The organism is Hungatella hathewayi WAL-18680, assembly GCF_000235505.1.
Taxonomy (GTDB): Bacteria; Bacillota; Clostridia; order Lachnospirales; family Lachnospiraceae; genus Hungatella_A; species Hungatella_A hathewayi_A.
On sequence record NZ_JH379027.1, the window covers coordinates 413,266 to 428,326 of the forward strand.

The 15,061-nt window shown below is 51.3% G+C and carries 9 protein-coding genes; all 9 read left to right on the top strand.

Translation table 11 applies throughout. The annotated features are described in order from the left end of the window. Positions 1 to 14 precede the first annotated feature (14 nt). The 9 genes from atpD (at position 15) to HMPREF9473_RS02055 (ending at position 15,026) form a co-directional block, all read left to right on the top strand. Positions 15 to 1,406 (top strand): F0F1 ATP synthase subunit beta, encoded by a 1,392-nt coding sequence (gene atpD / locus HMPREF9473_RS02015; RefSeq protein ID WP_006778380.1) that lies wholly within the window; start codon positions 15 to 17, stop codon positions 1,404 to 1,406. 11 nt (positions 1,407 to 1,417) lie between these two features. After that, a complete protein-coding gene (gene atpC / locus HMPREF9473_RS02020) occupies positions 1,418 to 1,816 on the top strand; it encodes an ATP synthase F1 subunit epsilon (RefSeq protein ID WP_006778381.1) in 399 nt (132 codons plus the stop codon). A 14-nt stretch (positions 1,817 to 1,830) separates the two neighbouring features. Further along, positions 1,831 to 2,751 (top strand): nucleotidyltransferase family protein, encoded by a 921-nt coding sequence (locus tag HMPREF9473_RS02025; protein ID WP_006778382.1) that lies wholly within the window; start codon positions 1,831 to 1,833, stop codon positions 2,749 to 2,751. Between the two features lie 131 nt (positions 2,752 to 2,882). Next, positions 2,883 to 3,533, top strand: a complete 651-nt coding sequence (locus HMPREF9473_RS27165; protein WP_006778383.1) for a hypothetical protein — start codon at positions 2,883 to 2,885, stop codon at positions 3,531 to 3,533. Between the two features lie 132 nt (positions 3,534 to 3,665). After that, positions 3,666 to 6,140, top strand: coding sequence for a hypothetical protein (locus HMPREF9473_RS02035; RefSeq protein WP_006778384.1), 2,475 nt, complete (start codon positions 3,666 to 3,668; stop codon positions 6,138 to 6,140). A gap of 111 nt (positions 6,141 to 6,251) precedes the next feature. Further along, positions 6,252 to 7,544 carry a UDP-N-acetylglucosamine 1-carboxyvinyltransferase gene (locus HMPREF9473_RS02040; RefSeq protein WP_006778385.1) on the top strand — a complete coding sequence of 431 codons (1,293 nt, stop codon included), beginning with the start codon at positions 6,252 to 6,254 and terminating at the stop codon, positions 7,542 to 7,544. 70 nt (positions 7,545 to 7,614) lie between these two features. After that, positions 7,615 to 8,454 carry a tyrosine-type recombinase/integrase gene (locus tag HMPREF9473_RS02045; RefSeq protein ID WP_006778386.1) on the top strand — a complete coding sequence of 280 codons (840 nt, stop codon included), beginning with the start codon at positions 7,615 to 7,617 and terminating at the stop codon, positions 8,452 to 8,454. A 410-nt stretch (positions 8,455 to 8,864) separates the two neighbouring features. Beyond that, complete coding sequence (gene lepB / locus HMPREF9473_RS25875; protein WP_006778387.1) at positions 8,865 to 9,632, top strand: signal peptidase I; 768 nt, start codon at positions 8,865 to 8,867, stop codon at positions 9,630 to 9,632. A 42-nt stretch (positions 9,633 to 9,674) separates the two neighbouring features. Further along, positions 9,675 to 15,026 (top strand): hypothetical protein, encoded by a 5,352-nt coding sequence (locus tag HMPREF9473_RS02055; RefSeq protein ID WP_006778388.1) that lies wholly within the window; start codon positions 9,675 to 9,677, stop codon positions 15,024 to 15,026. The last annotated feature ends 35 nt before the right edge of the window (positions 15,027 to 15,061 follow it).

Genomic DNA, 15,061 nt, shown 5'->3' on the forward strand with positions numbered 1-15,061 from the left:
TAAGGAGAAACAAGATGGCAGAGCAAAACATTGGTAAAATCACACAGATTATCGGTGCGGTTCTGGATATCAAGTTCAGCCAGGGCAAGCTGCCTGAAATCAATGAAGCGGTTAACATCGCGACAAATGATGGCGGCAAGCTGGTGGTTGAGGTATCCCAGCATCTCGGTGACGATACGGTCAGATGTATCGCCATGGGAACCACGGATGGTCTGGTGCGCGGTATGGACGCGGTTGCAACAGGCGCGCCAATATCCGTACCCGTTGGTGAGAATACCCTGGGGCGTATTTTCAACGTGTTAGGTGACCCAATCGACAATAAAGAAGCGCCAGTTGTGGAAGAGTATCTTCCAATTCACAGAAAAGCTCCAACCTTTGAGGAGCAGTCCACGGAGACAGAGATTCTGGAGACCGGTATCAAGGTCGTTGACTTACTGTGCCCGTACCAGAAGGGTGGTAAGATTGGACTGTTCGGCGGCGCCGGCGTTGGTAAGACGGTACTGATTCAGGAGCTGATTCGTAACATCGCTACCGAGCACGGCGGATATTCCGTATTCACCGGCGTTGGCGAGCGTACCCGTGAGGGAAATGACCTTTACTATGAGATGACGGAATCCGGGGTTATCAACAAGACGACCATGGTATTCGGTCAGATGAACGAGCCGCCGGGAGCCCGTATGAGAGTTGGTCTTACAGGACTGACCATGGCGGAGTATTTCCGTGATAAGGGCGGCAAGGACGTGCTGTTGTTTATCGACAACATTTTCCGTTTCACACAGGCAGGTTCCGAGGTGTCCGCGCTGCTTGGGCGTATGCCTTCCGCCGTTGGTTACCAGCCAACGCTTCAGACGGAGATGGGCGCTCTTCAGGAGCGTATCACTTCCACGAAGAACGGTTCCATCACATCGGTTCAGGCTGTTTACGTGCCTGCGGATGACTTGACGGACCCGGCGCCGGCCAATACATTCGCCCATCTGGATGCAACCACGGTTTTGAGCCGTGCCATTGTGGAGTTGGGTATCTATCCGGCTGTTGACCCGCTGGAATCCACCTCCAGAATCCTGGACCCGCGTGTTGTGGGTGAGGAGCACTATGAGGTGGCTGAGAGAGTAAAACAGGTGCTTCAGAAGTATAAAGAGCTTCAGGATATCATCGCCATGCTGGGTATGGATGAGCTTTCCGAGGAGGATAAGCTGACCGTATCCCGTGCCAGAAAGATTCAGAGATTCTTATCCCAGCCATTCTTCGTTGCAGGCCAGTTTACCGGCCTGGAGGGACGTTACGTTCCGCTTAGCGAGACGGTACAGGGCTTTAAGGAGATTCTGGAAGGCAAGCATGATGATGTGCCGGAGGGCTATTTCCTGAATGCAGGTAATATTGACGATGTTCTTGCCCGTATCAAATAAGGGGGGAGAACATGGCTGATTTATTTAAGTTAAAGATTGTCACCCCGGATAAGATCTTTTATGAGGGTGATGCCATCATGGTGGAGCTGACGACGACGGAGGGACAGATTGGTGTCTATGCCAACCACATCCCGCTGACGGCGATTATTTCTCCCGGAGTCTTAAAGATTCACGAGGAGGGCCAGGTGAGAAAAGCATCCCTGATATCCGGTTTCATGGAGATTCTGCCGGAGCAGGTGGTCATCATGGCGGAAGTGGCCGAGTGGCCGGAAGAGATTGACGCCAACCGTGCGGAGGAAGCGCGTGTGAGGGCCGAGAGACGGCTGAAAGAGAACAGCGCCGAGACAGATACTCTGCGTGCCGAGATGGCATTAAAGAGAGCGCTGACCCGTCTGGAAGCCAGGCAGTAGGCGAAGGAGACGTTATGAAAAGCACAACACTTGTGATTATGGCGGCGGGAATTGGAAGCCGGTTTGGAGGCGGAATCAAGCAGCTGGAGCCAGTGGGGCCAGGCGGGGAGATTATTATGGATTATTCTATCCATGATGCGCTGGAAGCCGGATTTGACAAAATTGTCTTCATTATCAGAAAAGATTTGGATAAGGATTTCCGGGAGATTATCGGGAACCGGATTGAGCGGATTGCTCCGGTGGAGTATGCCTATCAGGAGCTTGAGGATTTGCCGGAGGGCTATGTAAAACCGGCGGAGCGGACGAAGCCCTGGGGAACCGGGCAGGCCATTCTGGCGGCCAAGGACCTGGTGAAGGAACCGTTTCTGGTGATTAATGCGGATGACTATTACGGGAAAGAGGGCTTTCGGAAGATTCACCAGTATATGGTGGAAGAGATGGATACGGAGGCGGACGTGTATGATATGTGCATGGGTGGCTTCATTCTCTCCAATACCCTCAGTGAAAATGGCGGCGTGACTAGAGGCGTCTGCGTGGTGAATCCGGACGGAAGTCTGAAGGACGTGACGGAAACCTACAATATTGAGCGGAAAGGGCATGGATTGTTCGCGGACGATGAGGAGGGAAATCCTGTTCTCGTGAGTCCGGACCAGCATGTTTCCATGAATATGTGGGGATTTCCACCGGCGTTTATCCAGGAACTGGAGTGGGGATTCCCGGAGTTTCTTGACAGCTTAAAGCCAGGTGACTTAAAGGCGGAGTATCTGCTTCCAAGGATTGTGGACAAGATGATTAAGACCGGCAAAGCCCGTGTTACGGTGCTGGAGACCAGGGATAAATGGTTTGGCGTGACCTACAAAGAGGACAAGCAGACGGTGGTCAAGGCCATCCGCGAGCTGATAGAGCAGGGCGTTTATCCTGAGAAATTGTTTTAAATAAATGTGAAAAATATATGCGAAAAAGCGGCGGTGCGGTAGTGCGCCGCTTTTTTCGTGTCAATACGGGGTACATTTCGTATTGCGGCTTCATATACTGGGGTAGAACGAATAGTAAGGAGACTGTCTATATGCAATATTCTTCTTTCAAACAGAAGGACAATTGGCGGGAAGAGCAGAGTCTGCGGGATATCGAGTATTTCCAGGCGTTCTATCCGGAGAGTATGAAGCGGCTGCAGACATTTGTGGCGGCGGAGTGCGATAAGATGGATTATGACGGAAGCCCGATTTACGATGAGTACCCGGACAGAGTGATGATAAGCCAGCTTTGTGACAATATCTGTCGAAAGATACCGGACAATATGAGGGCCGGCATGATGGATACGGCGCCGCTGCCGGCCATGGGCTGCGGCTGTGAGAACACGGAAGTGGAAGAGGTTGAGATTTATGAGCTGGCGCAGGAACCGCTGATATTTGGCCCGGGGAGACCGCCACAGGGCCCGCCGCCGTGGGGGCCGCCACCAAGACCGCCGCAAGGTCCGCCGCCGTGGGGACCGCCTCCAGGGCCGCCACCAAGACCGCCGCAGGGTCCGCCACCGTGGGGACCGCCGCCAAGACCGCCGCAGGGCCCACCGCCGTGGGGACCGCCTCCAGGGCCACCGCCAAGGCCACAGCCACAGCCACAGCCACAGCCGGGACCAAACTGGATGAATGACATTATCCGGATTCTCCTGTTGAACGAACTGCAGAGACGCCGGTGCGCCAACGGAAGATGTTTTTAATAAAGAGGAATTCATAAAAGATTAAGTTGAGATTTTCATGGTTACCATATACAATAAAGAATAGTGGCACGCTGTGCCACTATTCTTTACGCAGACAAAGTGAACCGCACGAAAAATGAAGGAATATTGTATATGAGTAAATTTTTTAAGAAAATCTGTATCCTGGCTGGCATATTTGTGGTGGCTGCCGGAATATATTTTATATTAGCACAAAATACCATAGAGAAACAGGATACGGTGTATACCGCCATGGAGGACCCCACGCTTCCGGTGGTATATACCTCCATGTTTGGTTCTTACGACAACCGCATGCCCGGTTACCTGGAGGATATGGAGCAGAAGACAGCCAGAGACTGTCTGACTGTTCTTCCTCAGGACAGGCAGTTGAAGCTCAAGATTGCCAATTATGGGGAGAGTGTGCTGTCCATCCGGTATGAAATCCGCAGCATGGATTTGGAGCGCCTGGTGGAGAAGACGGAGGTGCAGCAGTGGGAGGACCAGGAAGGGGTCGTTTATGTGACCCTGCCCATCCAGAATCTGCTGACCAAAGGCGCCCAGTATCTGCTTCATCTCACGCTGCAGACGGAGCGCCACGAGACCATTCACTATTATACCCGGATTATGGAGGAGGAAAATGCCTACGGAGAGGAGATGGTGAACTTCGCCAGGGATTTCTCCATGAAGACCCTGGACAGCCAGGAGGCCCAGACGCTTGTCACCTATCTGGAGACCAACGACACCGAGGACAATACCTCTCTCGGAACCGTCACCATCAAGTCCAGTTTCTCCCAGCTGACCTGGGCCGGTTTGAAAATGCAGCTGGCCGGCGAGATGCAGGTGACGTTAAAGGAGCTGGATGGCATCATGGGTGAGATTCAGGTCCAGTACAATCTGAACCGGGAGTCGGAAGACGGTGTGACGGAGACCTACAATGTGACGGACTACTATACGGTAAAATACAACACCCAGCGCCTTTACCTGATGGATTTTAAGCGCAATACTACCCAGGTATTCGACGGAGGACGGGAACTCTATTCCGGCCGCCGTATTCTGCTGGGTGTGGGAAATGATGACGCGGTGAAGGTGAAATCCAGCACCGACAGACGTTACCTGGCCTATACCTTCAACAAGGATTTGTGGAGCTATGACCAGACAGACGGGAAAGCCGTCAAGGTCTTCTCCTTCCGGACCAGGGAGGATGTAAGCGGGCGCAGCGCCTACGACCAGCATGACATTCAGATTGTGTCCGTCCGGGATTCCGGCGACATTGACTTCCTGGTATACGGCTATATGAACCGCGGCCGCCATGAGGGTTATGTGGGAGTCAGTCTGTACCGCTATGACCAGTCCACCGGCGCCATCGTGGAGAAATTTTTTGCCCCTGTGAAGAACAGCTATGAGTCTCTGAAACAGGATGTGGAGCAGCTTTGCTATTTAAACAGCGCGGATATGCTTTACATGCTCATAGACCACACGGTCTACGGCATTGATTTGACCAGCAACGAGTACATGGTGGTGGCCGACGCTCTGGAGGAGGGCAGCTATTCCATCAGCGGGGACAGGCACAGTCTGGCCTGGCAGGAGGGACAGAAACTCTATGAAGCCAGAACGCTCCACCTTCTGAACCTGGAGACCGGTCAGAAGCAGGAGATCACTGGGGAAAATGATTCCTACCTGCGGGTGCTTGGATTTGTAAACGGAGATTTTGTCTACGGACTGTCCCATCCCGAGGATTTGTGGGTGATCAATGGCAGAGTGGAGACCCTGCCCATGTACGCCATGGAGATTGTGGATGAGAATCTTCAGGTGGAGACCAGGTATGAGAAGCCGGGATATTACCTGACAGATGTGGATGTGGAGGACGCCAGAGTCCACATGAACCGCCTGATTCGAAGCGGTGACGGCTTTGCCTACCAGGACGATGACACCATTGTCTGCAACACCGCCGCCGAAGAGGATAAGATGGCGGGAATCGGCTGGTTTGCGTCTGAAATCCGCAGAAAACTGTATTTTATCCAGCTGGACGCCGACATCAAAACCGGCAAGAGCATCAAGATATCGGCTCCGAAGAAAATCACCTACGATACGTCGGAGACCCTGATGCTAAAATCCAACCAGCAGATGCAGGGAATGATGTTCTACGCCTACGGCCAGGGCCATCTGGTGGGAAGCTCCAGAGATTTCTCGGAGGCGGTCGCTATGGCCTATGATAAGATGGGTTATGTGGTAGATAATAAGCAGCGGATTGTCTGGGACAGAGTGAACCGCTCCCCGTCAAAGACCATAAGAGAGCACCAAAGCGCGGCTTACAACATCACAAAACATCTGGGAGAATTTACCGTCAGCGATGATTTTGGAGACGGATATCTGATACTGGATGCCCGTGGATGCACGCTGAATCAGATGCTGTATTTCATTGACCAGGGCACCCCGGTGGTGGCATTTGCGGAAAATAACCACTATATCTTGTTATATGGATTTGACCAGTACAATATATCGGTTTATGACCCGGCAACGGACCAGACCTACAAGATGGGGTTGAACGACGCCGGAGAGTATTTTACCCGGTATAAGAATGACTTCATCTGCGCCATCCCGATTGATTAATCTTAGGCTTTTCTTTACAAATGAGAAACATATGGTATAATTAAATGGACAGACAGAAAAAAGTAATCATTTTGTAAAGATAAATATAGCATTACGATATAGAGGTGTAAAATGGAACAGTATATTATGAAGGGCGGCAATCCGCTTGTTGGTGAAGTAACCATAGGCGGTGCTAAAAATGCGGCCTTAGGCATATTGGCGGCGTCCATTATGACTGATGAGGATGTTCTCATTGAGAACCTGCCGGATGTGAGGGATATCAACGTTCTCCTGGAGGCGATTCAGGAGATTGGGGCCCGTGTGGAGAGAGTGGACAGGCATACTGTTAGGATTAATGCCAGCGATATCAAAGAGGTCTCTGTGGATGATGATTACATCCGCAAGATTCGTGCTTCCTATTATTTTATCGGTGCACTGCTTGGAAAATACAAGAGTGCGCAGGTACCCCTTCCGGGCGGCTGCAATATCGGCAGCAGACCCATTGATTTACATATCAAGGGATTTCGGGCGTTAGGGGCCAAGGTAGACATTGAGCGGGGCGCGGTACTGGCCCATGCCATAGATTTGGTGGGCAGCCATATTTATCTGGATAAGGTTTCCGTGGGCGCGACTATCAATATTATGATGGCGGCGGCGCTGGCGGAGGGACAGACCACGATTGAGAACGTGGCGAAGGAACCTCACGTGGTTGATGTGGCCAACTTCCTGAATAGTATGGGGGCCAACATCAAGGGCGCCGGTACGGATATCATCCGTATCAAGGGCGTGAGAAAGCTGCATGGAACGGAGTATTCCATTATTCCGGACCAGATTGAGGCAGGAACCTTTATGTGTGCGGCTGCGGTAACCCGCGGCGACATTATGATTAAGAATGTGATTCCAAAACATATGGAGGCCATCTCGGCGAAGCTGATTGAGATTGGCTGTGAGGTGGTGGAATTTGACGATGCCATCCGTGTGGTTGGGAAGCCGAGACAGGGGCATACCAACATCAACACACTGCCATATCCTGGATTCCCGACGGATATGCAGCCACAGATGACGGTGACACTGGCCCTGGCTAACGGCACCAGCATCGTGACGGAGAGTATTTTCGAGAACCGGTTTAAATACGTGGATGAGCTTGCGCGCATGGGCAGCAGCATCAAGGTGGAAGGCAATGTGGCGGTGATTGACGGCGTCAAGGGCTTCACCGGGGCACAGGTGAACGCACCGGACCTTCGCGCGGGAGCGGCGCTTGTGATTGCGGGGCTGGCGGCCGAGGGTTATACTACGGTGGATGAGATTGGATATATCCAGCGTGGGTATGAGCATTTCGAGGAGAAGTTAAAAGCGCTTGGCGCGATGATTGAACTGGTGGACTCCGAGAAAGAGGCGCAGAAGTTTAAATTGAAAATTGGATAATGATGATTTGATAAGGTATCGCGGGAGACTGCGATACCTTTTTTAAAGTTTACAAGAGGAGGAACAGTGTATGATAATCATGGAGTCAATGCTGGAAGAATACGAGGGATATCTTCAGGATGAGGAGCGGAGCCGAGCTACGGTGGAAAAATATCTCCGGGATGTCAGGAAGTTTATGAGATATCTGGCCGGCGATACGGAACTGGACAAAAATAGAGTGAGGGAATATAAACAGTGGTTGAGAGAGCGGTACACTATCGCCAGCGCCAATTCCATGCTGGCGGCGGTCAACAATTTTCTGGTGTTTTTGGGGAAGGAAGAACTGCGGGTAAAACTTTATAAAGTGCAGCGGGTTCTGTACAGCAGACCGGAGAGAGAGCTGACAGAGTCTGATTACAAGCGGTTAATCTATGCGGCCAGGAGAGAAGGTGATATGCGGATGAGTATGCTTCTTCAGACCATATGCAGTACGGGGATACGAATCAGTGAGTTGAAATATATTACGGTGGAATCATTGAAGACAGGCCGGGTGGAGATCTATAACAAGGGGAAATCCAGGCTGGTGCTGCTACCAGCCGAACTGGTGCGGATGCTGAAGCGTTACTGTGGCAAAATGAATCTTCATGCCGGAAGCATTTTCGTCACGAGGACCGGCAGAGCGCTGGACAGAAGTAATATCAACAAGCGGATGAAACAAATCGGGGAGGCGGCAGGAGTGGATACCGCGAAAGTATTTCCCCATAACCTTCGTCATCTGTTTGCGAGAACGTTTTACAATATGGAAAAAGACGTGGTGCGGCTGATGGATTTGCTGGGACATTCCAATATCAATACGACGAGAATCTATACGGCGGCCACCGAGGAACTGCCCAGACAGCAGATGGCGCGGATGCATCTTGTGCTGGGTTAGTGTGAAAATAGGGGAAAAATAAAAAGAACCGCATAATATACATTATGTGGTGTTTACGATAATTTATGAAAATTCTGCCTGTTACAATATAGTCTATTATACCTGATTTCGTAAAATTTGCAAGGTTTAAAATGGAAAATGTGGAAATTTGAGCGGCATAAAACGTATATATGCGAAATCAACGGCTGGTAGGAACACCAATGGTTTGAATGATATGCCGGACTAGCGGTTTGTTGTACAAAAAGGTTCTGAACGTTTCTTATCTATTCTAATTGGTTGTCGATAAGGCCAAAATCAGGTCATAAAATCCATTCTATGATTTCAATGTGTTTTATTCTATTGGAAAAAATCCGGGAGGAAACTACATAATGTATATTACGAGGTAAAGCCGGAAAGAGAGGTGCCAGTCCGTGAATGCGGCTGAAAGACAGGGGAGGTCCCGCAGGCAGAAGCAGATAAGCCGGATTAGAAAATCGGGAAAGGCCTCCCATTTTCGGACGGTGCGGCATGGCGGATTTGAGGAGACCCAGATCATCTGTTATCTGTGGGATATGATAAAGGCAGTGGAAGAGGGACAGAAGACCCGGACAGGTGCGGCTGACAGGCTGGATGAGGCAGTGAGACAGATGCGCAGGCAGGTGCGGGTGGAGATAAGGCGCTATTTTTTGAGACGCAAACGTAGAAATGTGGGCACCGCGCTTGTTCTGGCGGCTATGGCGCTGAGTGTCACGTGCCTGTTTACCTTTGTTATTGGGATAGACCGGGTTTCCGGGGAGTCTATGTACCCGTATCTGAATCATGGAGATTGGATTGTATACAGCCGTCTGGGAGAGAGATTTGAGAGAGACGCGGTGGTGGTGTTTGAAAAGGACGGGGAAAATTTTGTGAAGCGGGTTGTGGGACTTCCGGGGGACACCGTGGAAATCAGCATGTCCGGAGGGCGCGTGGTAGTCAACGGAAGCCAGGTGAGAGAGCGGTATGTGACGCTGACAGACCCGGAGCAGAAGGGAAATGAGATGGGCGTCCCGCTGACCGTGATAGACGGACAATATCTGGTGCTCGGTGATAACCGTGGCGTTTCCATAGACAGCCGCGACCGGGATATGGGCACGGTGGCGGAGGAACGGATACTTGGGACGGTCATTCTGATTGTGAGGACAGGCAGGAAGCCGGGATAGCGCGTAAGCCGGAGAGAAAACGCAAATGTTGGAGGGATACAGATGAGCCATTTTATACTGCATACGAAAGCGAAAGAAAAGAGATACCTGACAGCGGGAATCGTATGTGTGCTGCTGGCGGTGGCGGGATGCTGTGCGCTGCACGCCGTGGGGACAGCGAGGGCCAAAAGCCGTGAGACAGTGCTGATTTATACGGAGGAGGAGCTGGAGCATTATCTTCTGGATAAAGAAAGTGAGGAGTACAACTTAAAGGGAAGGTATCGGCTGGAGGCGGATTTGGAGCTGGGCTGGCTGGAGGGCTCCATCGGAACGAATGTGGAGCCATTTGCGGGAAATTTTGACGGGAATGGACATGTGATCAGCGGCCTTGAGAGACCGCTGTTTGGTGTGCTGAATAAGGCCAGGGTGGAAAATTTGTTCCTGAGTGACGCGCTGATTCTGCATCCGTTTACGTATTTTGATGGTGAGAAATATGTGGATGGGTATGGGGCACTGGCGGCGTATGCGGTGGATTCTGCCGTGGAGAACTGTGGAATGAATGGGGAAATTCATATGGCCACTCCCACGGAAGCGGAATACCAGGTGGCGATAGCCAGCGCGGCGGATGCCGATGAGCAGAAGGGGCCGGGGTATGAGGCAGTAGAAAAAACGCAGGGAGAGAGTCACCCGGCTGGCGGCGAAGCGGGAGTGGAAGGCGGTCCGGGATATACCACGGAAGTGGATGACGAAGCTGGCACGGGAGACGGCGGAGCAGAGCAGGGGAGTGGTTCGGAAACTGGGAATGACTCGGAAATGGAAAGCAGTGTGGAAAGTGGAAGCAGTCAGGAATCAGGAAATAGTTCAGAGTCCGAAAGCAGTCAGAAACCGGGAACTGGTGCGGAATCGGGAGGCGGCCAGAAACCAGAAACTGGTTCAGAGTCCGGAAGCAGTCAGGAGACGGAAAGCGGCCTGGGAACCGAAAGCAGTGAGGAATCGGAGAACAGTCAGGGGACAGAAACAGGTTCAGAAGCGGGAATGGAGACAGAATCAGAACATAATACAGACGTAGAAACTGGAAGTAACAATGAAATTGCGTCCAATTCAACAGATAAAAAAGAAACAGACACTTCCGACAAGGAAACTGAAAAGAATGAAAACAGTGCGTCTGAGACGATGGAAGCAGAGGGAGTTCAGACCGTGGCATTATCTGAAACAATCGGATTCGGTGCCATGGAGCGTCAGCTATTGATGATGAAAGTTCCGGCGCTGGTGGACTCCGATATGGAATTGGCGGGTATCGCCAGTCCGTCAGACGCTGAGGAGTCAAAAATAGAAAATGGAGGGCCGGGAGAAAGCCAATCAGAAGAAGGTCAATCAGAAGACAAAACAGATGGTGTGACAGGCAATCAGGGAACCAGCGGCGCTGACGCCGGACCTGGAGTTGGCAGCGTGGAAACATCCGGCGCCAGTGAAGAGACCGGCTCAGTCGAATCGCAGGACCAGCCCGAAGAGTACATAGGAAATCCAAACGGCGATATCTACCTGTTAGTGACCGCACAATCCATCACGGCAGGCGGATTGACAGCTGAGATAACCGGAGACAGTCTAATCTCCAACTGCTTTGCCCTGGTAGTAATTGGGGCTGAACTGGATGACCAGAATATCTGCACCGGAGGAATGGCTGGTATCATCCGCTCATCAAGCCGGATAGAAAACAGCTATACCGCAGGCCTTGCAGATGCGGATGGCACGACCGCCGGCTTTGCGGCGCGCAATGAGGGGACAATCCAAAATTGCTATTCCACCATGACAGTCGGAGAAAGAGGAATCATTCGCGGAGCGTTTACCGCAGCCGGTGATGGCAGGTTTGTGGACTGCGCATACGATTATCAGATGGCATGTGTGGAACAACCCGCACTCGGCAGCCCTGATTTCGCAAATATAAGTGACGAGAATACGGAAGGTTCCATAAATGGTCTGAGTACATTCCAAATGACCGGAGCCGAGCATATGGTTCCGGGAAGCTGGTATCCAGCCGAGCATGCCTATCCCCAGATTCCCTATTTTGCCCAGAGCGAAAATGAGACTGTCATATCATGCTCCATGGCCTCCGCCGTTGCTCTGGAGCTTCCGGAAGGAACCATGCTGTCCGACATTTTAAACGAGGCAGATATTCTTCTTCCGACCGAGATTGACGGCAGGGAAATTCAGTGGGATGCCGAGGGCGATATCACCATCGACGAAAATCATCAGCTGAAAGTGGGACTGGAGGTCGTTATGCAGTCCCACGATGTTCCAAAGGTTGGCGTCAGTCTTACCATGGAAGAATCAGACAGTGACAATGTGGATACGGAAACCGAAGGTTCTGCTGTGGATTCCACTGCGTCCCCAACCAGCGACACCAAACTGAAAGCCAGTATAGGCGGCGCAACCAGAGAGTTTGCCCTGACAGTCGGTTCAGCAAGAGCCGCAGAAAGCTTTACAAGCTGGGAGAGCGTAGCCCTAAAAGTCATTGCCGACCAGACAGCCGGCACGGTCAACCCTGATTACATACCAACACTTAACCCGGAGACAAACTATTACGAGATAAAAACGCCGGAAGCCCTGTCCTGGTTTGCCTATCAGGTCAATATCCTTGGCAGTACGAATATTAATGCACAGCTGATGGCCAATATTGATTTATCCGGAACTGACTATACAAACAATGTGGATGAATTTCTGCCGTGGAAACCAATAGGAAGCAATAATAATTATGTAGGAAGATTTAATGGTAACGGAAAATATATTGAGAATCTTGTTTTAAATAGTTCATCAGGTATTCAGGGGATTTTTGGGAACCTGGGAGCTTTGGCGGTGATTGAAAATGTAGGGCTAAAGAGCGGTAAGATAACTGGGGGAGGATATTCTGGTGGAATCGTTGGTAAGGTAGTGGGCAATGATGTCAAGATATTGGGGTGCTGGAATCAAGTTGATATAACTTGCGCGTCTAATTGCTCCGGCATTGTCGGTGCAAATATGGCAGCCAGACTTTTGATAGATGGCTGCTGGAATGAAGGGGCGATTACCGGAACGGGAAATGATGTTGGAGGAATTGTAGGGAGAGTCTGGGAAAGTTCCAGCCGGATGATAATCAGGAATTGTTATAACACAGGAAAGATTAGCGCAAGCGACTTCGCGGGAGGAATGACAGGAGGTGTTACGGGCAGTGGACATAGTATTCTGAACTGCTATAATACGGGAACTATCAGCGGAGGAAGTCATAAAAGTGCAATTTCGCCAAACTGGGGTTATGGAAATTGTTATTATTTGGACGGCACGCTGGCCGGCGGAACAAAACTCACGGAAAGCCAATTGAAATCATGGGGAGCGGCTTATGCCCTGAATGGGCAGAAACTATCACAGGGAACCGATACCGGAATCAACTGGACTTACGACAAGAATATTTCCCCATATCCCTATCCAGTAAAAGCAGAACTGCCGGCGGCTGAAAACTGGAGCATCGTGGGCCAGGCTTTGGAGGACGAATTACTTGGCAGTGGAAATGCGGTAAAGAAACCTTCCGGAAACGGAGAGTCAAGTCAGCCCTATCAAATATCAAGTGCGGAACAGCTGGCCTGGTTTGCCTATAAAGTAAACACGATTTCAGAGACAGGAGCAAGACCGAACAGCAATTTTTGCGGGGATTTAACCTCAGATATTGCCAGCTTTGTGGGAACCGAGTATGGCGGAACCGAACTGGCTCCGATTCCTTGGGTCCCAATTGACCAATATGGCGGAGCATTTGGAGGGAACCATGAAAGAGTGTACCAGCTTTCCAAACTTTATGTAAACCGCCCAAGCGCGGGCGGAGTGTTTGGCACGATACTGGGAACGGGTATGGTAACCAGAATAGGAATTACGGATTCATCCATCATCAGCGATGCGGCAGGAGGGATTGCAGCCGAAGTTACGACAAATGGGGTGCTGTCCCAGTGTTATAGCAGGTGTACCGTATCTGCCCGCGGAACAGCAGAAGCCTATGTCGGGGGAATTGTCGGAAAGATATCCAGATATGGCAGAGTGGAGGACTGCTATAACATGGATTCCACAATCGTCAGTGCGTTAACCGGTTCTTATAGAACTTCTGCGGGAGGAATTGTGGGGGGAATCATGGGAGGAAGCGGCAGTATCAGAAACTGTTACAGTGTGGGCGGAACCATACGCGCATCCAACACCGGAGGAACTGCCGGGGTTGGTTCCATTGCAGGAACCACAATGCCGGGGATCATCAAACAGTGCTATACCATCAGCCCCGGTATCGGAAATGACAGCAGTAACAGTGTAAACATGGTCAGTGAGAGTGAGATGAAGGCACAGGATGTAACAGATGCCCTGAATATTCCTGGAGGGACCGAAGCGGAACTGCTATCCAAATCCCGTATATGGTACACCAGCCTGGCGGGGGAGGAGACGAAAGGATATCCCACTCTGACGCCTCCAAAGCTGCTGAGCGTGGAATTGCAGCCGGCCACGACCATAGCAGGGACTACCGGGACGTTAGTTGCCGAAAGCGACGCTCTGCCCAGCGAAGTTTTGTTTCGGGGAATCCGGTTTGAGAACCGAAAAGCGATGGGGTATGACATCAACTTAATTGCAAAATCCGCCTTTACGGAGGAGTGGTTCCGTTCCTGCGGTCTGAACAATGCTTTGAGTAATCTTGTGCTTATGGCAGGAGGAACCGATTTAGCCGGAGTCAAGGATCAGGCGTCATTGACCAATCCGGTACAGAAGCTGTCATCATTTTCCAATATGACCCTGTATCACGCGGCGTCCTACCTGGATACCTCGGACCGGGTGATTCTGCTGGATGTGTCCAATGGGACAACCCGCTACGAGATACGAATTACGGTTAAGAGTCTCAGCAGTAAGAGTTTAAGTCTGGTATTTACGGTGAATCCCACGATTACCCTTCAGCCGGGAACGAAACGGAGGTCGGAGTCCAACGATGTCACGGTCACCAATGCCAACGATTATCCCCTGACGGGAAGTATTACCGCCGTGACAAAGATGACAGATGGCGGAAAGATGGAGCTGACCCCCGTTTTGCCAACCAGGCCCATCGACGAAAGCAGATATCTGCAGGAAGCGGGAGTGATTCTTGGAATCACCGGGGCGAAACAGAACCCGGAAACGGTGATTGGGTCGAAAGAATACTACTATAACCCGGAAGCAGGGGCCGCCACGCCGTGGATCAGCTATCAGCTGGGGAGTGGAAATTCCTTCCGCTACTGCTATTTCATGAAGTACAGTCCGCTCTATGCCGGGGAGGAAAAGACTTTTGGGTACAACATTACCTACACCTCCTCCATATCAACGGGGGATATTCCGACGGCCACCGCCACAGTGACCGGAACGGAAGTGGCAGGTGATAGTTAGGCGGGAAAGACGACTGAAAAAGACATGTGGCAATG